This window comes from Clostridium magnum DSM 2767 (assembly GCF_001623875.1).
In the GTDB taxonomy this organism is placed as follows: Bacteria; Bacillota; Clostridia; order Clostridiales; family Clostridiaceae; genus Clostridium_AM; species Clostridium_AM magnum.
Map to the genome: position 1 here is coordinate 497,045 of NZ_LWAE01000001.1, position 14,768 is coordinate 511,812.

The 14,768-nt window shown below is 32.1% G+C and carries 14 protein-coding genes; all 14 read left to right on the forward strand.

The genetic code is table 11. The annotated features are described in order from the left end of the window. Positions 1–163 precede the first annotated feature (163 nt). The 14 genes from CLMAG_RS02380 to tig all read left to right on the forward strand — a co-directional run bounded on the left by CLMAG_RS02380 (position 164) and on the right by tig (position 14,668). Positions 164–1,696 carry an ABC transporter ATP-binding protein gene (locus tag CLMAG_RS02380; RefSeq protein WP_066617371.1) on the forward strand — a complete coding sequence of 511 codons (1,533 nt, stop codon included), beginning with the start codon at positions 164–166 and terminating at the stop codon, positions 1,694–1,696. Then, the gene (locus CLMAG_RS02385) at positions 1,689–2,759 is read left to right on the forward strand and encodes an ABC transporter permease (RefSeq protein ID WP_066617374.1); all 1,071 of its coding nucleotides are present in this window, start codon (positions 1,689–1,691) and stop codon (positions 2,757–2,759) included. The genes CLMAG_RS02380 and CLMAG_RS02385 overlap by 8 nt, the downstream gene beginning before the upstream one ends. Beyond that, positions 2,760–3,695 carry an ABC transporter permease gene (locus CLMAG_RS02390; RefSeq protein ID WP_066617381.1) on the forward strand — a complete coding sequence of 312 codons (936 nt, stop codon included), beginning with the start codon at positions 2,760–2,762 and terminating at the stop codon, positions 3,693–3,695. 150 nt (positions 3,696–3,845) lie between these two features. Beyond that, a complete protein-coding gene (ilvA, locus tag CLMAG_RS02395) occupies positions 3,846–5,066 on the forward strand; it encodes a threonine ammonia-lyase (protein ID WP_066617384.1) in 1,221 nt (406 codons plus the stop codon). Positions 5,067–5,464: 398 nt separating this feature from the next. Beyond that, positions 5,465–6,385, forward strand: a complete 921-nt coding sequence (gene pyrB, locus CLMAG_RS02400; RefSeq protein ID WP_066617387.1) for an aspartate carbamoyltransferase — start codon at positions 5,465–5,467, stop codon at positions 6,383–6,385. A gap of 27 nt (positions 6,386–6,412) precedes the next feature. Next, a complete protein-coding gene (locus tag CLMAG_RS02405; RefSeq protein WP_066617400.1) occupies positions 6,413–6,853 on the forward strand; it encodes an aspartate carbamoyltransferase regulatory subunit in 441 nt (146 codons plus the stop codon). Between the two features lie 30 nt (positions 6,854–6,883). Further along, on the forward strand, positions 6,884–8,074 hold the full coding sequence (locus CLMAG_RS02410) for a dihydroorotase (RefSeq protein WP_066617403.1): 1,191 nt from the start codon (positions 6,884–6,886) through the stop codon (positions 8,072–8,074). A gap of 90 nt (positions 8,075–8,164) precedes the next feature. Then, positions 8,165–9,037 (forward strand): orotidine-5'-phosphate decarboxylase, encoded by an 873-nt coding sequence (gene pyrF, locus CLMAG_RS02415; RefSeq protein WP_066617406.1) that lies wholly within the window; start codon positions 8,165–8,167, stop codon positions 9,035–9,037. A 31-nt stretch (positions 9,038–9,068) separates the two neighbouring features. Beyond that, positions 9,069–9,827 carry a dihydroorotate dehydrogenase electron transfer subunit gene (locus CLMAG_RS02420; RefSeq protein WP_066617409.1) on the forward strand — a complete coding sequence of 253 codons (759 nt, stop codon included), beginning with the start codon at positions 9,069–9,071 and terminating at the stop codon, positions 9,825–9,827. Continuing rightward, complete coding sequence (locus CLMAG_RS02425) at positions 9,827–10,723, forward strand: dihydroorotate dehydrogenase (RefSeq protein WP_066617412.1); 897 nt, start codon at positions 9,827–9,829, stop codon at positions 10,721–10,723. Before CLMAG_RS02420 ends, CLMAG_RS02425 begins: the two co-directional genes overlap by 1 nt. Before the next feature lie 22 nt (positions 10,724–10,745). Continuing rightward, entirely contained in the window at positions 10,746–11,327 is a 582-nt protein-coding gene (pyrE, locus tag CLMAG_RS02430; RefSeq protein WP_066617415.1) for an orotate phosphoribosyltransferase, read from the forward strand. A 255-nt stretch (positions 11,328–11,582) separates the two neighbouring features. Next, on the forward strand, positions 11,583–12,362 hold the full coding sequence (locus CLMAG_RS33405) for a hypothetical protein (protein ID WP_066617418.1): 780 nt from the start codon (positions 11,583–11,585) through the stop codon (positions 12,360–12,362). A 38-nt stretch (positions 12,363–12,400) separates the two neighbouring features. Then, a complete protein-coding gene (locus CLMAG_RS02440) occupies positions 12,401–13,183 on the forward strand; it encodes a sugar phosphate isomerase/epimerase family protein (protein WP_066617421.1) in 783 nt (260 codons plus the stop codon). 192 nt (positions 13,184–13,375) lie between these two features. Next, positions 13,376–14,668 carry a trigger factor gene (gene tig, locus CLMAG_RS02445; protein ID WP_066617424.1) on the forward strand — a complete coding sequence of 431 codons (1,293 nt, stop codon included), beginning with the start codon at positions 13,376–13,378 and terminating at the stop codon, positions 14,666–14,668. Positions 14,669–14,768 lie beyond the last annotated feature (100 nt).

Genomic DNA, 14,768 nt, shown 5'->3' on the forward strand with positions numbered 1-14,768 from the left:
ATAGATATAATGAAAATTGAGGATGAGTGTTCATTCTCAATTTTCATCTTATAGAGTAATTTTCAATGGCTAACTATCCGTAATATTCCATTTAGTATAAGTGTAGGTATAAGGATAGTTAGTCTTTAGCTTGATTTAAGAAAATAAATCTAGAGGTGATGGTATGAATAACAATATACCTTATATAGAGATGAAAAATATAAGGAAGGTTTTCGGTAAAGTAACAGCAAATGAAAATGTAAACTTATTGGTTAACGGTGGAGAAATTCATGCCTTGCTTGGAGAAAATGGTGCAGGAAAAAGTACACTTATGAATATGTTATCAGGGGTATACACTCCTGATGGTGGAAGTATATTTATTCACGGAAAAGAAGTAAATTTTTCATCTCCAAGTGATGCAATTAGAGCAGGTGTTGGTATGATATATCAGCATTTTAAATTAGTAGAAAATATGACAGCTGAAGAGAATGTTATGCTCGGTCAAAAGCAAGGCTTGTTTTTAAGCAGAAAAAAAGTAAGACAAAAGATAGAGGATATATGTAAAAAATTTGATTTAGATGTTCAAATTGATAAAATGGTGTATGATATGTCAGTTGGTGAAAAACAGGTTTTAGAAATATTGAAGGTTTTATATAGAGGTGCAGATATACTCATATTAGATGAACCGACTACAGTATTTACACCACAAGAGTCAGAGAAATTATTTAAGATAATGAATAAAATGAAGGAAAATGGCTGTGCCGTAATTTTTATAACTCATAAAATGGATGAAGTAATGAGTGTATCTGACAAAATAAGCGTTTTAAGAAAGGGAGAAACTGCAGGGACATTAAACAAGACAGAAACCTCTCCAGTAGAACTTGCAGAATTGATGGTAGGTCATTCTGTAGATTTATTTATAAAACGAACTAATTACGATATGAAGAAACCGGTATTAGAAATAAATAATCTTAGAGTATTAAATGAAGAAGGTATAGAAGCTATAAAAGGTGTTAACTTTACGCTAAATAAGGGTGAGATACTTGGGGTAGCTGGAATAGCTAATAGTGGACAAAAAGAGTTATGTGAGGCTATCGCAGGTATTGCGAAGATTAAGTCTGGAGAAGTTATCTTTGACGGAGAAAATCTTGTTGGAAAAAATCCAAGAGATATAATAAAAAAAGGTATAAGTATGAGCTTTATACCAGAAGATAGATTAGGTATGGGACTTGTTGGTTCTATGGATATGGTGGATAACTTACTTCTTAAATCATATCATAATCAGAAGGGTTTTATTATAAATAAGCAGCCGGTTATAGATTCTGCAAAAGAGCTGAAGGAAAAATTACAAATAAAGACGCCAGATATATTTTATCCTATTAAGAATCTATCAGGTGGAAATATACAGAAAATATTGTTAGGCAGAGAGCTTCAAGCAGGACCGCAGGTTCTTATAATGGCTTATCCAGTAAGGGGATTAGATATAAATACATGCTACACAATCTATGACTTAGTTAATGAACAAAAGAAAAAAGGTGTAGGTGTACTGTTTATTGGGGAAGACCTGGATGTATTGATACAATTATGCGATAGAATAATGGTAGTTTGTGATGGAACTATAACTGGAGTAGTTGATGCTGCTTCCGTAACAAAAGAAAAACTAGGACTTTTAATGTCCGGTAATAATATTGAAAGTGAGGGAACAGAAATTGCTTAGAATTGTAAAAAGAAGTGAAATAAGCAATAGACAAAGCATAGTTATTAGAAGTATAGCCATTATTTTAGCACTTGTTTTATCCGCTATATTTTTAACTGTAATAAAACTTAACCCTATTGATGTATATGGATCTATGCTGAAGGGTGCGTTTGGTTCAACTTATAGTGTTAAAGAAACAATAATTAAAGCTATTCCACTAATTATAACCTCACTTGGAATTGCAGTTGCTTTTAGAATGCAGTTTTGGAATATTGGTGGAGAAGGACAAATACTTATGGGAGCTTTCTTATGTTCATTCTTTGCATTAAAATTCCCGGATATGCCAAAACCATTATTACTAAGCACAATGATTCTGGCAGGAATAGTTGGTGGTGCCATTTGGGCTTTAATTCCTGCTATTTTTAAAGCTAAATGGGGAACTAATGAAACCATAGTTACACTTATGATGAATTATATTGCCATAAAGTGGATTACTTTTCTTCAATATGGCCCATGGAAAGATAAAAATGCTCAAGGATTCCCTAAGATACCCAACTTTAGTGATAACGCTATATTACCTGACATATTCGGAATACATGTAGGCTTCATAATTGCTATTATACTGGTAGTTTTTATGTATATATTTATGAAGAAAACTAAAGTAGGGTATGAAATAACCGTACTTGGCGAAAGTGAAAAAACAGCACTATATGCCGGTATCAACATTAATAAAACTATACTAAGTGCAATGGTATTAAGTGGTGGTTTATGCGGTTTAACAGGTATGATACAGGCATCTGCTATAAGTAATACTTTATCTGTAGAAGTATCAGGAGGCGTGGGTTTTACCGCTATTATAATAACATGGTTGTCATCTCTCAGTGCTCCATTTATTTTAGTTACATCTATTCTATTTGCAGCACTTGTAGAAGGTGGACAATTTATTCAAACTGCATATGGAATACCGGATGCTGCGGCACTTATGCTTCAATCAATGATACTATTTTTTGTACTTGGAAGCGAATTTTTTATAAAATATAAGATAACTAAAAAAGAGTTATCGACAACAAAGGAGGCAGCATAAATGCAAGATATAGTATCTTTTTTATCAGCAGCTATTGTTGCAGGAACGCCTTTAATTTTTGCTACTTTAGGAGAGATAATTACTGAAAGAGCAGGAAACCTGAATCTAGGTGTTGAAGGCATGATGCTTATGGGTGCAGTAATAGGGTTTATGGCTGGATTGAACACGGGAAATCCAACTATAGCTTTGGTTTCAGCTATGGCAGCAGGAGGCTTCGGGGGAGCTATTTTTGCATTTTTAACTGTAAGTCTAAGAGCTAACCAGGTAGTATCTGGCTTGACGTTAACTATTTTTGGGTCAGGATTTTCTAGTTTAGTTGGAAAAAAGCTTGTAGGACAAGTTACTCCAGACAGTATTAAGGCTTTTTTTGCTCCAAAGGATATTCCGGGATTAAGCAATATACCAGTACTAGGAGATATACTATTTAAGCATGATATGTTTGTTTATATTGGATATATAACAGCTATAATTCTTGGTATTTATCTATATAATACGTCAAAGGGTCTAAACTTAAGGGCAGTTGGTGAAAATCCAGCGGCTGCAGATGCTGCTAGTATTAATATAAATCTATATAAGTATATTCATATAATCATAGGAGGAGCTCTTTGTGGTCTTGGTGGTGCCTATTTATCATTAGTTTATGTACCAGCATGGCAAGAAAACGTGACATCTGGAAGAGGATGGATTGCTGTAGCTTTAGTAATATTTGCAGCATGGAATCCTTACAAGGCTATGGCTGGAGCATACCTTTTTGGAGGACTTGATATAATAGGATTTAGAATTCAAAATACGTCAATTCAAATATCACAATATCTTATAGATATGTTACCTTATTTAGTTACTATTATTATTTTGGTTGTTATATCATTGAAAAAAAGCAGAAAAAATAATGCTCCAAAAGGATTGAGTATTCCTTATTTCAGAGAGGATAGATAAAAATATTCCTATATTATATTTAAACAATAGCCCAAAACACCAAATGTATAGTTTGATGTTTTGGGCTATTAAAATTAAAATAAATAAAGCGGGAATAACTGATTATACTAAAATATAATGAATTATAATAAAGTGTAGGGAGAAATGGATATGGAATTAAATTTGGAAAGAATTAAAAATGCTCAAGAAAATATTAAGGAAGTATCAAGAAGAACTCCTATGTTTCATACAAGTACTTTCTCAAGATTATGTGGTTGTAACTTATATTTAAAATGCGAAAACAAACAAAAGACAGGAGCTTTTAAATTAAGAGGAGCCTATAATAAACTAGTTAACTTAACAGAAGAAGAAAAGAAAAAAGGAGTTGTAGCTTCTTCAGCAGGAAATCATGCTCAGGGTGTTGCCTATGCTGCAACAGCATTTGGAGTAAAGGCTAGAATAGTAATGCCAGTAACTGCACCACAGGCTAAGGTAAATGCCACAAAGGAATATGGTGCGGAGGTTATTCAATTTGGCCAGGTATATGATGAATGTTATGCAAAGGCTGTGGAGATACAAAAAGAAACTGGAGCAACATTCTTACATCCTTTTAATGACTTAGATGTTATGGCAGGTCAAGGAACAATAGGGATTGAAATACTAGAGGACTTACCAGAGATGGATGTAATTGTAATCCCAATTGGAGGAGGGGGGCTAATATCAGGAATAGCAACTGCAGCTAAAGCTATAAAACCTTCAATTAGAATAATTGGAGTTCAGCCAGAAATAATAGCATCAACAAAAGCTTCTATGGAAAAGGGAGAAGTGGTAACACTACCTGGTGCAAAATCACTAGCAGATGGAATATCTGTTAGTACACCAGGAACTGAATGCTTTAAATATATACAAAAGTACGTTGATGAAGTTGTTACGGTAAGCGAAGATGAAATAGCTTATGGGATGTTTTCATTAATGGAAAGAAATAAGCTAATAGTAGAAGGTGCCGGAGCTTCTGCAATAGCTGCGCTATTAGCAAAAAAGGTAAATGGAATACAAGGTAAAAATGTAGTAGCCATAGTAAGTGGTGGTAATGTAGATATAGCTACAGTGTCCAAAATAATTGAAAGAGAATTAGTACTTCAAAAAAGAAGAATAAAATTTGTAGTAGAACTTCAGGATAAGGCAGGCACATTAGGTATCCTAATAACCGAAGTAGGAGCTATGGGAGGAAATGTTGTTACAGTTAGACAAAATGATAACTGGAATGAAAAAGGATTGGATTATGCAGATGTTCAGTTAGTAGTTACTGCTCAATCAAAAGAGCATGGTGAAGAGATAGTAAAGAAACTGAGAGAAAAAGGTTATTTGGTTCAGATTTCTAAACCTGTATGATGGAAACATATTGTAACAACATAAATTTGTTAATAATAAACAGAATTATATGAGTTATTGACTTTATAATTAATTCGTGGTAATATGAGAGCAATGAAAGTGAAACTTGAATCAGTTGGGGTTTACCCCCCATCTGATTCTTAGTTGAACGAATCCAGGGACGTATCTGCTCTTTACTCCCACTTTGAAGAAGATGGGAGTATTAGAGCGGGTGGTCATCGGATAAAAATAAAATAAATTTAAAACGTAACCTTTAAATTGGTCCTGTGAGGCCGGGAAGGTAGCAAGAATATGTCGTTCCTGTTGTAAGTTTTAGTATATTCATGCCTTCCTTTAGGGGAAGGCATTTTTTATACCTTTAAATTTAGCACAGAGAGGCTAAGAAGGAGGAGTTAAGTATGTTAAAAGGAAGAAGCTTAATAGATACTATGGATTTTTCCATAGAAGAAGTAGAGGAAGTTTTAGAACTAGCAAATCAGATCATATCAAATCCAGAGGAATTTTCACATCTCTGCAAAGGTAAATTACTAGCTACATTATTTTATGAACCAAGTACAAGAACAAGACTTAGCTTTGAAGCTGCAATGCTAAGACTTGGAGGAGAAGTCCTAGGTTTTTCAGAACCAAATTCCAGCTCTGTTTCAAAGGGTGAAAGTATAGCAGATACTGTAAAAACAATAGGTTGTTATGCAGATATTATGGCTATGAGACACCCAAAGGAAGGTGCACCTCAGGTTGCAGCAGAGCATTCTCCAGTACCAGTCATTAATGCTGGTGACGGTGGTCATCAACATCCTACTCAAACACTTACAGATCTTTTAACTATAAAAGCTGCAAAGGGCAGATTGTCAAATTTAACAATAGGCTTGTGTGGAGATTTAAAATTTGGAAGAACTGTTCATTCTCTAATAAAGGCTATGTCAAGATATGAAAATAATAAATTCATACTAATATCCCCACAGGAACTTAAGATTCCAGAGTATTTAAAGAAAAAATTAGAAAAAGAACAAATATATTTTAGCGAGATAGAAAAATTGGATGAAGTCATAGGTGAGTTGGATATACTATACATGACTAGAGTTCAGAAAGAAAGATTTTTTAATGAAGAGGATTATATAAGGCTTAAAGATAGTTATATATTAGATGAAGAAAAAATGGAAAAGGCATCTAAGGACATGATAGTTCTTCACCCACTGCCAAGAGTTAATGAGATATCTTATGAAGTAGATAATGACCCGAGAGCATACTATTTTAAGCAGGTTAAATACGGAATGTATGTAAGAATGGCTTTAATTGCTAAGCTTTTAGGGGTTAAATAGCTTTAGGTGAAGGGAGAATGATGAAGAATGTTAACAATAAACAGTATTAAGAATGGAATAGTAATTGACCATATAAAATCTGGCCAAGGAATAAAAATATTTAATTATTTAGGACTTGATAAAGCTGATTATTCAGTTGCACTTATAATGAATGTAGAAAGTAATAAACTAGGAAGAAAAGACATAATAAAGATAGAAAATAATTTAGAATTGGACTTTACTGTACTAGGATTTTTAGATCCTAATATTACAATAGATAAAATACAAAATGAAACTATAATAGGAAAAGTAAAATTAAGACTTCCAGATAAGGTTGAAAATGTAGTGAATTGTAATAATCCAAGATGTATAACATCCATAGAAAGAAATATACAGCATACATTTTATCTTGTTGATGAAAAAACAGGAGAATATAGATGTAAGTATTGTGATGAAATATATAAAGTTTCAGATATACAAATTAAATAGTTTTAAAACTGAAACGAAAGGATGATATAAGTGGAATTATTAGTAAAGGGCGTAAGAATAGTTGATTGGTCACAGGATTTTATTGGTGACATTTATATAAATAAAGGTGTAATTTGTGAAATAGGTAAGGATCTACATAAGGAGTGTCAATGGATAGATGCTAAAGGGCTTACTCTTATGCCATCCTTTATAGATTTGCATGTTCATTTTAGAGATCCAGGTCTAACTTATAAGGAAGATATAGAAAGTGGAAGTTATGCTGCTGTTAGAGGTGGATATACAATGGTGAATCTTATGGCTAATACAAATCCGGTATGTAGCACTATGGACACTGTAAATTATGTTTTAAATAGAACTAAGGAAGTAGGACTTATAGATGTACATCAAGTTGTTTCGATTACAAATAATTTTGATGGGAATGATATAAGTCATTTAGATAAATTGGACTCCACTGTGAAGATGATATCAGAAGACGGAAAAGATGTTATGGATAGTAAGGTAATGATTAAGGCTATGCTTAAAGCTAAAGAAAGTGGAAGAATAGTTATGTGCCACTGTGAAGAACATACTCTTACAGATATAGATACAAGATTATCTGAAAATACTATGACATGGAGAAACATAACCTTAGCTCAATTTACAGGTTGTGCAGCTCATATGGCTCATGTAAGTACTAGGGAAGCTATGGAATATGTTATTGATGCTAAAAGAAAAGGAATTAATGTAACTTGTGAAGTTGGACCACACCATATAGCGCTTACGGATAATGATTATAGAGTTAATCCACCAATCAGATCAAAAGAAGATGTAGACTTTATAATAAAAGCAATAAAAGATGGCTATGTAGATGCTATAGCTACAGATCATGCACCACATACTGCAGAAGATAAGAAAAATGGTGCTCCAGGAATTTCAGGTATAGAAACTGCCTTTGGAATATGCTATACGAAACTAGTAAAAGAGGAAAATATAGCTTTGAGCAAGCTTTCAGAAATAATGTCTAAAAACCCTGCAGATATTTTGGGAGTTAAGAAGGGGCAAATCAAAATAGGATATGATGGAGATTTGGTTCTTATAGATATCTCCAAAGAATATGAGATAGTATCAGAGAATTTTAAATCAAAAGGAAAGAACACTCCTTTTAATGGTATGAAAGTATATGGAGAAGTATTGAAGACAATAAAAGGCGGAAAAGTTGTTTTTACTCACGAGCAAATCTAGGCTTTAATTCTAATATAGATTTATAAATTTATACAATATTTAAATGTAGTAGAATAGAAAGCGGTATTAAAGAATGGAGTGGAATTTAAAATGATTATAGATAAACTATATGAAAGTATTAATAAAAATGGACACGTATGTGTAGGATTAGATACTGGAGTTGAATATATACCTAAAGAGGTTTTAGATAAACATACATCAATAGAAGATGCTATAGTTGAATATAATAGAACAATAATTGATGCTACATTAGATGTATCATCATCTTATAAGGTTCAAATAGCATACTATGAAGCTTTGGGATTGGCTGGACTTAGCGCATATAAAAGAACGCTGCAATATATAAGAGAAAAAGAATCAATAATAATCGCAGATATAAAAAGAGGGGATATAGCTAAAACTGCTGAAATGTATGCAAAAGCACATTTTGAAGGAGATTTTGAAAGTGATTTTGTAACATTAAGTCCTTATATGGGGCTAGACGGATTAGAACCTTATTTACCATATGTAGAAAATAAGGAGAAAGGACTATTTGTTTTAGTAAGAACTTCAAATAAGGGAGCAGAAGACATACAGTATATAGATACAGATAAAAATGAAAAAGTTTATTCTGTAGTAGGAGAAAAAATACAACAACTAGGAAATGATTATTTGGGAACTTGTGGTTATAGTTCTATAGGTGGAGTAGTTGGATGTACTCATGTAGATGAAGGGATTAAGCTTAGAAAAGATTTAGATAAAATGTTCTTCTTAATACCAGGTTATGGAGCTCAAGGGGGAACTGCAGAGGATGTAGCCCTCTATCTAAAGAATGGCAATGGCGGAGTTGTTAACTCTTCAAGAGGTATACTTCTTGCATATAAAAAGCATGAAGATGGAGCAAAATGCTTTGGTGATTATGCAAGAAAAGAAGCTATAAGAATGAAAGAAGATATACTTAGTGCAGTTAGAAAACAGGGATAGTAATGATATATTAAGAAACGGAGAATGATTGATGGAGAGAGTTAAGATAAATTACAGCACTGAAAAAGTTTATGAAAATGTTCAAATAGCGAATGGAGTATTTAAGTTAACTATAAAAGGTAAGTTTGCAGGAAAGCCTGGACAATTTTATATGCTTAAGGCATGGAACAGAGAACCTCTCTTAGGTAGACCTATAAGTATACACCATCTAGATGAGGAAAAAATAGTTTTCTTGTACCAATTAGTTAGAGAAGGTACTGAAATTTTAAGTAAACTTAAAACTGGTGATGAAATAGAGCTTACAGGACCATTAGGAAATGGCTTTGATATAGATAAGATACAAGGAAAAGTAGCATTAGTAGCAGGTGGTATAGGTACTGCTCCTATGTTCTATGTAGCGGAGAGTTTGAAAAGTTGCCAAGTAGATCTTTATGCTGGATTTAGAGATGAAGCTTACATTATTGAAAAGTTTACGGATTGTGTAAAAAATGTGAATGTATCCACTGAGAGCGGAATAGTAGGGCACAAGGGATATGTAACAGAATTATTTAAGCCAGAACTTTATGATATGGTTTTATGTTGTGGCCCTGAGATAATGATGGAAAAGGTAGTTAAAATGTGTAGAGAAAAGAAGGTACCAATATATGTTTCTATGGAGAAACATATGGCTTGCGGTGTAGGTGCTTGTCTTGTCTGCACATGTAAAACTAAAAATGGCAATAAAAGAACTTGTAAAGATGGCCCGGTATTTTGGGGAGATGACATAGTAATTGAGGAGGATAGTATCTAATGCTTGATGTTAATATATGCGGTGTAAAATTAAAGAATCCAGTTATTGCTGCATCTGGTACTTTTGGATTTGGTGAAGAATATGCACAATTTTATGATGTATCAAAGCTTGGCGGTATATGTTCCAAAGGACTTACATTAAATCAAAAAGAAGGAAATGATGGGATAAGGGTTTTTGAAACAAGAGGTGGAATGTTAAACAGTGTAGGACTTCAAAACCCTGGAGTTGAGCATTTTATAAAATATGAGCTTACTGAAATGAAAAAAATAGACACTGCAATAATAGCTAATCTGGGCGGTGGAACTATTGAAGATTATATAAAGGGTGTAGAACTGCTTAATGACACAGATATAGATATGATAGAGTTAAATATATCATGTCCAAATGTTAAGCATGGTGGTATGGCTTTAGGTATAAAGTCAGAAATAGCTTATGAGGCAGTAAAGGAAGTAAAAGGTGTATGTAAAAAGCCACTCATGGTTAAACTGTCACCTAATGCAGAAGATATTGTAGATATGGCACATAAGTGTTGTGAGGCTGGAGCTGATGCACTTTCTCTAGTGAACACTTTTAAAGGAATGGCTATAGATATAAAAAAGAAAAAACCTGTATTCAATAATATTAGTGCAGGCCTTTCAGGACCAGCAATAAAACCAATAGCTCTTAGAATGGTTTATGAAGTGTCAAAAGCTGTTAACATTCCAGTAGTAGGCTTAGGAGGAATATGCTCCTGGCAGGATGCCATAGAGTTTATAATGGCAGGTGCATATGCAATTCAAGTTGGTACGGCGAATTTTATCAAACCAGATATTTGCATAGATATTATCAATGGTATTGAGGATTACATGAAAGCTGAAAATATAAAGAGTTTAGATGAAATAAGAGGAATAATATAAAAATACTAAGGAGGAATTAGATATGGAAAATACAGATATGATGGTTATAGATACATTAAAAGAAGTAGGGGCATTATTAGAAGGACACTTTTTACTTTCATCAGGAAGACACAGCGATAGATATTGCCAGTGTGCTAAGCTTCTACAGTACCCAGATAAGGCAGAGAAGGTTTTAAAAGTAGTGGCTGATAAACTTAAAGATGTTGATTTCGATATGGTAGTTGGACCAGCTATGGGTGGAGTAGTAGTATCCTATGAATTAGCAAGACAAACAGGAAAACCAGGAATATTTGCTGAAAGACAAGATGGAACTATGACAATAAGAAGAGGATTCGAAATAAAAAAGGGCCAGAAGATTATAATATCAGAAGATGTTATAACTACAGGTAAGTCTTTTCTTGAAGTTGCAGATATTATAAAGGCTCAAGGGGGAGAAATAGTAGGTATTTGCTGCATAGTTGATAGAAGAGCTGAGGGGGTAGAGATTGAGTACCCTTTATATAGTGCAGTTAAACTTGAGGTAAAAAGTTATGAAAATGAAAATTGTCCTCTTTGTAAAGAAGGAATTCCTTACGTAAAACCAGGTAGCAGAAATATCAAATAATAGAAGCTAGAACTATTTAACTTACTTTATTCATCCCAAGTCTTAAACTTAAATTCAAGACTTGGGATTATTTTTATTCATTATTATTAAGAGATAGGGATTCTGAACTCTAACAAATGAAAGAATCTTTACTTAAATTATTATTATTTTTTTCGTTTTGAGTTATAATAAGTAATGGATTAAAAGTGAATTAATGATTTGCAATGTATAGTTGCTTTTAAATGAATATAATAGTTTTGGTGGGAGGAATTATTAGTGGCAAAACCAAGTATATTTAGTAAAGACTATGAAAAACAAATGAAGAAGAGGAAAAAAAGAATAACTTTCGCAATTTTTATAGCTATTATAGCAGGTGTTTTTATAACTATATCTATATCTATGAAGGGGTTAGTAAAAAATTTAAGTACAGATCTAGAGAAATCCAAAAGTAGTAGTACTAATGATAAGAATAATACAAAAAGTACAGAAAGTAAAAAAATAGAAGTAATTGAACAGAAAGTGAAAAAAATAGAGGCGTATGATATACAATTAAGTAATGGAAAAACTATAAGTATAGCTTATGAAACAAAGGATAATGACAAAATATTTAAACCTGTGTCAACAACTGATGGTAGTTCATTATATAGTATTAGCCCTTCAGGGAAAAATGCTATATTGTTTGATGATAAATCTCAGAGTATCATATTGGTGGATATAAATGGTAACAAACAAGATGTGACAAATCCACAGTATACTGCAACAAATGGTACTGTAATAGAAAAAAATGCACAACTTTCAGCACAACCTGATTATATTTGGTGTTCATCTCCAAGATTTATAGATGACAATAATATTGCATATATAAGTCAACTACCTTGGATTGGAAAAACAACTAAATACGTATGGATAGAAAGCTTAGGTGATAGAAGTAATGTTATGGTTCAGGAAATACAAGGAGAAGAATTAAAACTTGGGGAGTTAACGGATAAAGGACTAACTGTCACTGAGGATGGAAAAACAATTTTCTTGAAATCAGATGGTAGTATTAGTGAATAGATAATATGTTTATTTATATATAGTTAGTGGAGGTTTTAATGGAGATAGGGTTATCATCAGCTAGTTTTTATCCTAATGTGAAAACAGAAGATAGTATAGGATTAATGAAAAGCTTAGGCTTTGAAGGAGGGGAAATATTTTTAAATAGTCCTAGTGAATATGAAGAGAGTTTTATAGAAGAACTTTTAGAAGAAAAGAATAAAAATAACTTCAGAATACATTCCGTACATGGCTTTTCATCTTCCTTTGAACCTTTCCTTTTTGATAGTTATCAAAGAAGAAGAGATGATATGTTTGTATACTTTAAAAAGATATGTAAAGCAGCTAAAGTGTTAGGGGCTGATTGTTATACATTTCATGGTATGAGACATCAGGGAGCAGGTTTTATCACAAACGAGCTTATATTAGAGGTATATAACAAATTAGCATATGTTGCACTAGAAGAGGGAATAAAGCTTGCACAAGAGAATGTATCATGGTGTATGTCCTCTGATATTAATTTTTTACGTATGATAAAAGAAAATTGTAAATATCCAGTGTTTTTTACTTTAGATATAAAACAAGCCTATAAAGCGGGTGTAGATCCAGAAAAATACATAGATATTATGGGAGAAAATATAATCAACTTTCATATAAACGATAGAGATAAGAATAATATTTGCCTATTACCAGGCAAGGGAGATGTAAATTACAAAAAAATATTTTGTAAATTAAAGGAAATGGGTTATAATAAAGTTGGAATTATAGAAGTTTACAGTAATAATTATACAGAATTAAAGGAAATCTCTGATTCAAAAAAATTTTTATTAAGGCAACAGTGAAATTAAAAAAATAATTGTAAAATTTATGTTTTTTGGTATATAATTATTAATACAGAAATTTCATCTATACTAAATGAAATTTTGGTATAATATAAAGGATCATATAAGATTAAGTAACATATGTTAATACTTTTAAATATATGTTATAATAATGAGGTTAATATAAGCACGGTTATTAGGAGGAAAAGTATAATGAACGCTAAAATGGAAAAGATAGAAAATAATGTAGTAAAGTTAGAAATAACAGTAGAGGTAGAGAAATTCAATGAAGCAATGAAAAAGGCATTTACAAAGAATGCTAAGCAATTTAATATACCAGGATTCAGAAAAGGTAAAGCTCCAATGAATATAATAAAGAAATATTATGGCGAAGGAGTATTCTATGAAGATGCTATAAATTTCTGTTGTGATGATACATATCCAGAAGCTTTAAAAGAACATAACATAAAGCCAGTTGATTATCCACAAATAGACATAGTTCAAGTTGGAGAAGGAAAAGATTTCATTTACACTGCAGCAGTAGTTGTTGTTCCAGAAGTAGAACTTGGAGAATATAAAGGATTAGAAGTAACTAAACCTGTATATGAAGTTAAAGAAGAAGAAGTAGAAAATGAATTAAAATCAATGCAACAAAAAAATGCTAGAGTTGAAACAAAAGAAGAAGGAACTGTGGCAAAGGGAGATATTGCTGTTATAGATTTTAAAGGATTTGTTGACGAGGTAGCTTTTGAAGGTGGAGAAGGAACAAATTATGAATTGGAAATCGGTTCAGGTTCTTTCATAGATACTTTTGAAGACCAATTAATAGGATTAAATAAAGGTGATTCAAAGGATGTTAAAGTAACTTTCCCAGCAGAGTATGGCAGAGAGGAATTAAATGGCAAAGAAGCTACTTTCAAAGTTACAGTTAATGATATAAAAATAAAAGAATTACCAGCATTAGATGATGAATTTGCAAAAGAAGTTTCAGAATTTGATACTTTAGATGAATTAAAGGCTGATGTAAGAAAGAAAATGGAAGGTGTAAATGAAGTAAGAGCTAAGAGAGAATATGAAGAAGCAGTTCTTGAAGCTGTTTGCGCAAATGCTAAAGTTGACATTCCAAGCGTTATGATAGATAAAGAAATAGATAATATGCTTAAAGACTTAGAAATGAGATTACAATATCAAGGATTAGATCTTCAAACATATTATCAATACACAAATAATACTGAAGAAAAAGTTAGAGAGTACATGAAAGAAACTGCAGATAAGAGAGTAAAGACAGATTTAGTAATTGAAGAAATAGCTAAGGTTGAAAATATAGATGCAACTGAAGAAGAACTTTTAGCTAAAGCTACAGAAATGGCAAAACAATACGGAAGCAAGGATTTAGAAAAAACAGCTAAATTAGTTCTTGATTCTCAAAAGAGCTACTTAAAATTAGATGTAGTTAATGAAAAAGTAGTAAAAATGTTAGTTGATAATAGTAAAGCAACAGCATAAGATATAAAAAAGGGTTAATTGCCAGGAGTTTTTCTGGCAATTAATTTTAAACTGAAAATATGCTGGGTTTTCATCCTTATATAGGTTGATATAAATAAAT